At 51.8% G+C, this 7893-nt stretch carries 7 protein-coding genes; 4 read left to right on the forward strand and 3 right to left on the reverse strand.

Features of this window, described 5'->3' with window-relative positions; genetic code table 11:
* Positions 1 to 158: 158 nt before the first annotated feature.
* Positions 159 to 1304, reverse strand: coding sequence for a M24 family metallopeptidase (locus ACR0B0_RS20665; RefSeq protein WP_170352126.1), 1146 nt, complete (start codon positions 1302 to 1304; stop codon positions 159 to 161).
* A gap of 229 nt (positions 1305 to 1533) precedes the next feature.
* The gene (locus ACR0B0_RS20670; RefSeq protein ID WP_480649393.1) at positions 1534 to 2451 is read right to left on the reverse strand and encodes a homocysteine S-methyltransferase family protein; all 918 of its coding nucleotides are present in this window, start codon (positions 2449 to 2451) and stop codon (positions 1534 to 1536) included.
* A 267-nt stretch (positions 2452 to 2718) separates the two neighbouring features.
* Between ACR0B0_RS20670 and ACR0B0_RS20675 the strand changes: the two genes are divergently transcribed.
* Complete coding sequence (locus ACR0B0_RS20675; protein ID WP_170552453.1) at positions 2719 to 3123, forward strand: GFA family protein; 405 nt, start codon at positions 2719 to 2721, stop codon at positions 3121 to 3123.
* On the opposite strand, the gene ACR0B0_RS20680 is transcribed toward ACR0B0_RS20675, so the two are convergent.
* The gene (locus ACR0B0_RS20680; RefSeq protein ID WP_226689722.1) at positions 3072 to 3923 is read right to left on the reverse strand and encodes a methyltransferase domain-containing protein; all 852 of its coding nucleotides are present in this window, start codon (positions 3921 to 3923) and stop codon (positions 3072 to 3074) included. The two genes, ACR0B0_RS20675 and ACR0B0_RS20680, sit on opposite strands and share 52 nt — an antisense overlap.
* A gap of 192 nt (positions 3924 to 4115) precedes the next feature.
* Between ACR0B0_RS20680 and ACR0B0_RS20685 the strand changes: the two genes are divergently transcribed.
* From ACR0B0_RS20685 to ACR0B0_RS20695, 3 genes are all read left to right on the forward strand, one after another.
* Positions 4116 to 4628: a DUF6653 family protein gene (locus ACR0B0_RS20685; protein WP_170361926.1), complete on the forward strand. Its 513-nt coding sequence runs from the start codon at positions 4116 to 4118 to the stop codon at positions 4626 to 4628.
* A gap of 248 nt (positions 4629 to 4876) precedes the next feature.
* Positions 4877 to 6199: a mechanosensitive ion channel family protein gene (locus tag ACR0B0_RS20690; RefSeq protein WP_480649396.1), complete on the forward strand. Its 1323-nt coding sequence runs from the start codon at positions 4877 to 4879 to the stop codon at positions 6197 to 6199.
* Complete coding sequence (locus ACR0B0_RS20695) at positions 6196 to 7809, forward strand: mechanosensitive ion channel family protein (RefSeq protein ID WP_480649398.1); 1614 nt, start codon at positions 6196 to 6198, stop codon at positions 7807 to 7809. Before ACR0B0_RS20690 ends, ACR0B0_RS20695 begins: the two co-directional genes overlap by 4 nt.
* Positions 7810 to 7893: the final 84 nt, after the last annotated feature.

Raw genomic sequence — 7893 nt, forward strand, 5'->3', positions numbered from 1 at the left:
CCGTCAGCCAGAAAAGATCAGACATGGTCACCGCTCGATTTTCGAACCGTGAATCACGCAGCCAAGCGGAAATCAATGGGTCCTGACCCTAAGACCCGGCTCGCCATTTCAGGCACTCGCCACGCCAATGCATTTAAAAGACTGCGTTGGTCAGAAGGTCAAAGGATAACGGCATCCAAGGACTTTGGATGTTCCGTTATTGCCTCCCAACCATCTTCGGTGATTATGAAACTGTCGCCAACCTGCGCACGAAATGTATCGACTGACACTGAACCATCAACAGCGAAAACCATCCCTGGCTGCAACACTGTCGTGTCGCCGGTGACGAGCTGTGGTTTCTCCAAAAAGCTATAGCCGGTCGCGCGACCACACCGGAACGGGTATTCAAAACCCGCCCCCTGGATAACCTCGGCATAGGCGGTATGCACACTTTCGGCGGTCACACCTGGGCGCAGCTCTGCCAGTGCGGCGGCCTGACTTGCCACGGCAACCTCATAGATATTCTCTTGTTGTTTGTCCGCCACCTCACCAATCCAAAAGGTGCGGTCAAAACCCAGTTTGAAGCGGTGAAAATTGGTCATGCCGCAAAAGCACAAAAACACCGGCTCGCCTCGTTTCATGATCCGGGTTGAGGCGCGATGATGGGTTTTGGTGATGGTGTCGCCCGACGCCATTATTTGCAGAAAATGAGTGTTGGGCGACATGTCCGCGTCATCGTAATGCGCCTCTAAAAGCTCGGCGGCCTTTCGTGTTCCAGCCTGGGACGTGGCAATCGCAACTTCGAACTCCGGCACTCCGTCTGCAATGGCGTCGCGTCCGGCGTCCATCATAGCGCTTGCAACTTGCCCGGCATGCCGGGCCAATTGAAGTTCCTGGGCGGATTTTATCATTCGCATTTCAGCCAATATCGGTGTGGCGCTGACCAGGTTTTCCACCGGGACCAACGTTTCCAGATATGTCCGCACAACAGGCGGCATGTGATCAGGCTCGATCCCGGCGCGCTTTGCCATTTTGACCGCTTTAGGCAGTTCCGATCTCCACTCTTCGCCCATACCGTCATTCCAGGCCGCGATACGATCAACATGAGCCGCCGAACGTGCCGCGTTCAGGTCTATTGTCGGCGTGATCAGCAGGCTTTCACCTGACTTGTGCACAACCAGGATGGTTGGACGCCCGAACTCCATATGCAGGTAGTCATAATAGCCCGTCAGATAATAAACGTTGTCGTCATCGGTGATGAGAGCAACGTCGATTCCGGCTTCTTGCATATGAGTGCGAAAGCTTGTCATCCTCCCAGCAAACATCGTCAGTCTCCATCCTGAAGGTATCAGTTGAGCTTCTCAAATTGAGTTGCGTGATCGAGACGGTAGAACACGTTTGGTCCAGGGTCTATAAAAGCAAAGTCAAGCACCTGTCATGACGCTTCGCCAGCATTTCATCGGAATTACTTCTCGGATCACTGTTTTTCCCGTTAAAGCCTATCATCAAGCTTCAACCATACGGTGATACGACGCCGTAAATAAAACAGCAGCGCTATCCGCGATCTACCTCCAAAGCCATTTCCCTTAGGTGTCGCATATCCGTACCGCAGCAACCGCCAAACACCCTGATAGACGGGTTCTTCCGCAGGACATCCGCAATTTCTTGGCCGAGCTGCACGGGATCTCCTTCATCCAAGGTATCGGCCTCATCCAGTTCTGCGTGCGAACAACTTGATGCATTGGCAACAACACCTTTGAGCCTTGGATGCGCGTTGAGCGCGTCGGCAAAGTGCGTCGGGTGTGCGCAGTTGACCATGTAGAACAGAGCCGCGCCGTCTGTTTCTGCTTCGATCTGGTCTATGGCATCAACAAGCTTGGTGCCGTCAGCCAAACAGCCATCGGTTTCGACGACCAATGACAAGATGATCGGTAAATCAATATCTCTTGCAGCCAGAACACAGCCAGCAGCCTCGCTTAGGCGGTTGAACGTGTACGCGGTCACCAGATCAACACTGGTTTCTTTCAGAACAGCAAGTTGCGCACCGTGGTAACTACGCGCCTGTTCAACTGTCATGGGCGGGACATCAGCGTAAGGATCGTATCTTGGACCAACGCAGGCGGAAACCAAAACGTCATCCCGACCAGAAGCCTTGCGCACCTCCTCCATCAGTGCGACACCATCCTTGTTTACCTCACGAAGACGTTCAGCATCGTAGCCCAAAGGTGCAGCACGGTCGGCATTGGCCATCCATGTCGGTGCGTCGAGAATGCACCCAACACCCATATCGCCGGCCAATTGCACGAGCGCTTGCATTTGTCCGGCCAGAACAGCCCGGGTGTCAGGCTTCTCCAGCAAGGGAAACGACGCAAAACCCGGAAGCTCGATACCGTGATTAAAAATCAGGTCCGTACCTGTACCTGCATAAACCAAAAATTTCTTGTCACCCTCGCCTGGAAGTCTCCGCGCCATTTTGCACCCCTCGAACACCGGTATTACTCCGCAGCCACAATAACAATGATCAGATCTTCTGCAAAACCGAGGCGTTTACTTGTCCGTTCGGACGCTTTCTGCATTTGCGGTATCGGCTAGGCATAGTTAGGCGCGAACCGCCGGAGATTCTGAACAAGCGTGGCTGTACCGTTCTAACCTATAGCCGGTCCTTGTTACCTCGGAGCGGCAGGTTCAAGCTGACACAAAGGACTGGCCGCTCTATCCTTTCCTGGTGGAGGAGAAGACATGAGTGATAAGATCGAAGGCGGCTGCAAATGTGGGCTGGTGCGATACTCTGGATTTCGCTCTGATCTTCCGATGTTTCGATGTCACTGCCGAGATTGCCAGCAGCTTACCGGCTCGGGACATTCAGAGATGGTGCCACTTGTGGCCAAATCTGTTTCGATTGGTGATGCGCTCAAAACATTTGAAATGGCAGGAGGATCAGGGTTGTCGACCTTTAGCGGGTTTTGCCCGAACTGCGGCTCACCGCTGATCCGTAGAAGTGAACGGATGGGTGACTGCATCTACGTCCATGCGGCATCAATGGACGATCCCTCCAAGTATCATCCGGCGAAATCGATCTACAGCGAAGCAGCTCAGGCTTGGGACGAAGCAGTGATAACAACTGAAGGGGCAGGCACAAAATAACCTCGAAGGTCTTTTTTTACTTCCGCCTGAACGCGCGTTGCCAAATCCGCGCGTATTGCATCACGCCGTTCTTTCGGCTGACGCTTGAGGAGCGATGCCGCACGCACTGCACCCCCATCAAAAACATCAAAAAGCATCTTAGGATCTGAAACGCACAATTCGCTTGCAACATCGATAAGCCGCACATTGCGGAAACCTGCATTTTCGACCATTGGCTTGGCAATTCCGCTGTCTACGAGCATGTGCGCATCCGGACCCGCAGGCAGAGAGATGGATGGGTCGGCCAAGCGTTCAACAGCATCGAACAGCCAGCCAAACGCGCCATCTGATCCTTTGCCACGCCAAATCGAGAAGGCAACTCTACCGCCCGGTTTCAGCACTCTGTTTACTTCTCTCAGACCGCGTTCGGGGTCTGGAAAATGTGGGACGCCGAACCCGATTGTGACCGCATCAAAGGTGTGATTTGGAAACTCCATTGCCATTGCATCACCCTGAACGAACCGCGCGGTTGGCACAGCTGATTGGGCAAGCTCAATCATCGGCTCAGAGAAATCCAAGCCCGTTACATCTGAGCCGCAGGCCACAAGCTCTGCTGCCACGACACCGTGTCCGGTGCACAGATCAAGAGCATTGCAATTCGGCCCAGCAGCGACTTCGTCTGCAAGCTTTCTAGCAACCAGGCGCGTCGCCATTTCAAAGCCGTCGGCATACCCTTTAGCAATAGACGGATCCGCCCATCCTTGGCGTTCCATTATCTCAAAGTCTGCTGTATCAGTCACTTCAGCCCCCCAAAGCTCCAAATGTGACAAGAATACACTCAAGCAAGGTTCGGGCCAGATATGTTTTTCAAGCCTTGTCAGGATCGATCCGGATATTCGCCATGTAATCGCGAGTGCCTGATCTTAATTAAAGGACGAGACTTGAAAGCGGTAGTGATCAGTAGTGGACGGATTCAATCTCAATAATGGGTTTGCAGTTTCTGGAGTGACCCGATGGACATAGTTCGACTTTCCGAACGCCTCATGGGTATGAAGGACGAGGTTTGGTTGCGGCATGCAAACCCTTGGTCAGTCTGGACCCGCGTGCTGACACCATTACCCCTTATGGCGTTGGCGATCTGGAGTCGGGCGTGGATTGGTGGTTGGGCATGGGTTGCCGTCGGCGTGGTTTTGGTCTGGGTCTGGATCAATCCGCGTGCGTTCTCCCGACCCAAGACCTTCGAGAGCTGGTCAGCCCAAGGTGTATTGGGCGAGCGTGTCTGGCTGCGATACCAAGACAAGATTGCGGCTCATCATATTAGAATGGCCAAAGCACTTGCCTATGTCAGCGGATTGGGTTTGCTGCCGTTTGCATACGGTCTTTGGGCGTACGACTTAGGATTCACATTCCTTGGCATTGTTGTGACCTCGGGCGGCAAGATGTGGTTTGTGGATCGCATGGCGTGGATCTGGAGCGACTTTCTGCGTGATGGTGGGTCGTTGGAAGACCTGGCGGCTGGGACGTAGGCCCAGTCACTTATCTTTCTACGCCAGCCGCCAAAGTAGTGGCCCAATTTTAGGGGGCAAAGACAATCGACGATTTGCAATGAATTGGTAGTCCGCTTTTTTGAACAACCATCCTTCCGAACCAAGTGGATGTGAAGCTGTTTTTTCAGACGGTATTTGTCACAACAGAATATTCGATTTTGAATATAAAAGTGGATTCATGGCACCCCTGTATGTTCTCTTTAGCGATTAAAGAGGGGGACGGATAAATGAGACGACTATTCAATATCGGGCCAATTTGGCTATTTCTTTGCATGGTGACTCTCACAGGCGCTTTTTCTGCCAACGCCCAAGAAACGACGGATGCGCAGGAAGCTGTCGAAGTAGAGCAAGACGAACTTCTTGATGAGGTCGTTGATACATCCATTTCGGGCGAAGATTTGGAGATCCTGCTTGTTCCGTTGACAGCAGATGAGCTTTCCGAGGTCGCAGGCACTTGGCAAGGTATTGTGCGGTCGCAACTCGAAGAGGTCGCCCAGATTAATCTCGGTCTTCGGACAGCAAGTGGGGAGCAAGAAAACGACCTCCGGTCACAATTGGCGTCCCTAAGTGACTCAGGATCGGCGCTTTTGAACAACTATCGGTTGGTGCTTGAGGCGTGGACACTGAAAGGGGCCAAGGCAGAAGACCTGCAACCCCATTCCGACTACATCCTTGCATTAAAGGCAGGGGCTCTCAAAACAACTGACTTTCAGACGCTATTTCAAAATGCGTGGGCCTGGTTGTTCTCCTGGGAAGGGGGTGTTGGCCTTTTGATGGCTGTTTTGGGTGTTTTGCTGGCTGTCTGGGCCATGATGTTTGTCGCCCGAATGGTGCGCCGCGTCACCGAACGCGGTTTAGAAAAAATTCCGACAATTTCGAGGATGCTGAAGAGATTCATCGCCACAGCAGTTTTCTGGGCTGTGTTTGTTCTTGGGATACTCGTTGTCTTGGCCTTGTTCGGGGTGAACGTCACTCCGCTTTTTGCCGTTCTTGGTGGCTTGTCGTTCATCCTGGGCTTCGCGCTTCAGGAAACCCTAGGCAATCTCGCAAGTGGTCTGATGATCATGGTTTTGAAGCCATTTGATACCGGTGACTACATTCAAGTCGGAGGATCATCCGGCTTTGTGGATGAGATGTCTGTGGTTTCAACCAAAATTCGTACGTTCGACAACCAGATTATTATCGTTCCAAACAGTAAGATCTGGGGAGACGTGATTACAAACGTAAGTGCCTCGGAAGAACGCCGGGTCGATCTGGTTTTTGGCATCGCTTATTCAGACAACGCGGCGCAAGCAATCGATGTTCTCAAAGAACTGGTTTCAAAACACGAGCTCTGCTTGAAGACACCCGAGCCCGAGGTTTTCGTCGGCGAGCTGGGAGACAACTCTGTCAATATCTTCTGTCGCCCGTGGTCCAAATCTGACGATTACTGGACCGTCTATTGGGACCTGACGGGGCAAGCAAAGGAGCGGTTTGACGTAGAGGGGATTTCGATACCTTTCCCACAGCGCGATGTTCACCTGATACCCGTAGAGGGAGCAAATTCATGAGAGCTTTTGTAGTTTGGTTCACGACTGTTTTGTTTGCCAGCAGTGTCGCGCTCGCCCAGTCAGAAGAACCGCTTGTTCCGACTGAAGAAAGAGAAGATTCTGAATTTGTTGCTCCAGTGATTGTAGATGGGGAGGAACTGTTCGTCGTTCGTGGTTCGAGTGCCCTTCCTGCAACTGAGCGGGCCGACAAGGTTGCTGAGCGCCTTTCTGAGGTTGGCGACGCTTCTCAGAGTTCGAGCATAAATGTTGAAATCATGGACTCTGAGTTCGGGAAACTCATTAGAGCCGATGGCCAGGTGATTACAACGACGACCCAAGCGGATGCCGAATATGAACAGATGGACGTCGAGAGTTTGGCCGCACTACAAGCCGAGGCTATTGAAACCGCGATCCTGCAATATCGTGAAGCGCGATCCAATGAAGGGCTGGTAGACAGCGCGATTGTTGCCGTTGCCTGGACAGTCATATTCGCGCTGGTTTCCTACGGTTTCTTTGCTAAACGGCGAAAGCTGTTGGACTACATCAGAAGCAACTTGGAAAAGAGAGCAGAAGGTTTTGAGGAAGCCACAAAATCGATTCTAAGAAGCAAGGCTATTGCCTCCATCATCGTTTACGCATTCCACGTTTTAATGTGGGTCTTCTTCCTCTTTTTCTTCTATTACTACCTTTCCTTAGTTCTGCTTTCTTTCGCGGAAACACAGGGCATAGCCCAAATCCTGTTGAAATATGTCAGTGAACCGCTGGTCACTGTGGTTTTGGCCATTGTCGGGTACATTCCCAATCTGATCATGCTTGCGATTATAGCCGCTGTGACTCGGCTGGGAATTCGAGGCCTCGATCTATTCTTCGAAAACATTGAGAGCGGAGCCTTTGAGCTAAAGGACTTCGAGGATCATTGGATTGCACCAACAAAAATGCTGTGCAGGGCTTTGTTCATCGTTATCGCGTTGGTGTTTGCATACCCTTACATTCCTGGTTCCGACTCTCGCGCCTTCCAAGGTTTGACTATTCTTGCCGGCATCATGGTTTCGCTGGGATCCAACACAGTTGTTTCAAATATGATGGCCGGTCTGTTTGTCATCTACAGACGCAGCACTAATGTGGGTGATCGAATTCAGGTCGGTGACAAGATAGGCGACGTAACAGAGATCAAACTGATGGAAACACTCATCAAATCGATCAAGAACGAGATGATCAGCATTCCAAATGCCCAGCTGCTCAATTCCGAAGTTGTGAACTACTCACGCAAAGTGGATGGTCGGGGGCTATTGGTGCACACGACGGTGGGGATTGGCTACGAGGAGCCTCCCAAGAAAATCAAAGCGATGCTGATTGAGGCTGCACACCGAACTCAAGGGCTGAGAAAGAGCCCGGAGCCATTTGTGCTTTGGACCCAGTTGGCAGATTACGCGATCAACTATGAAATCAACGCGTACACTTCTCGTGGATCGAGTTTGCCAAAAATCTTGTCGGATCTTCGTGAGAACATTGTCGATGTTTTTAATGAAAACGAAACTCAAATAATGACTCCGTCTTACATCGCTGATCCGCCGGAACCCAAAATACCTTCAGCTGATTGGGATGGTGAGCTTGCTCACATATCTGACTAGGGTCAGGACTCATAGCCAATAGATAACGAGTGCTGCGAGGACGATTGCTGACAGGAAGACCTTCGGGCACCTGTCGTAGCGGGT

The sequence above is a fragment of the Ruegeria sp. BA12 genome (genome assembly GCF_056539625.1).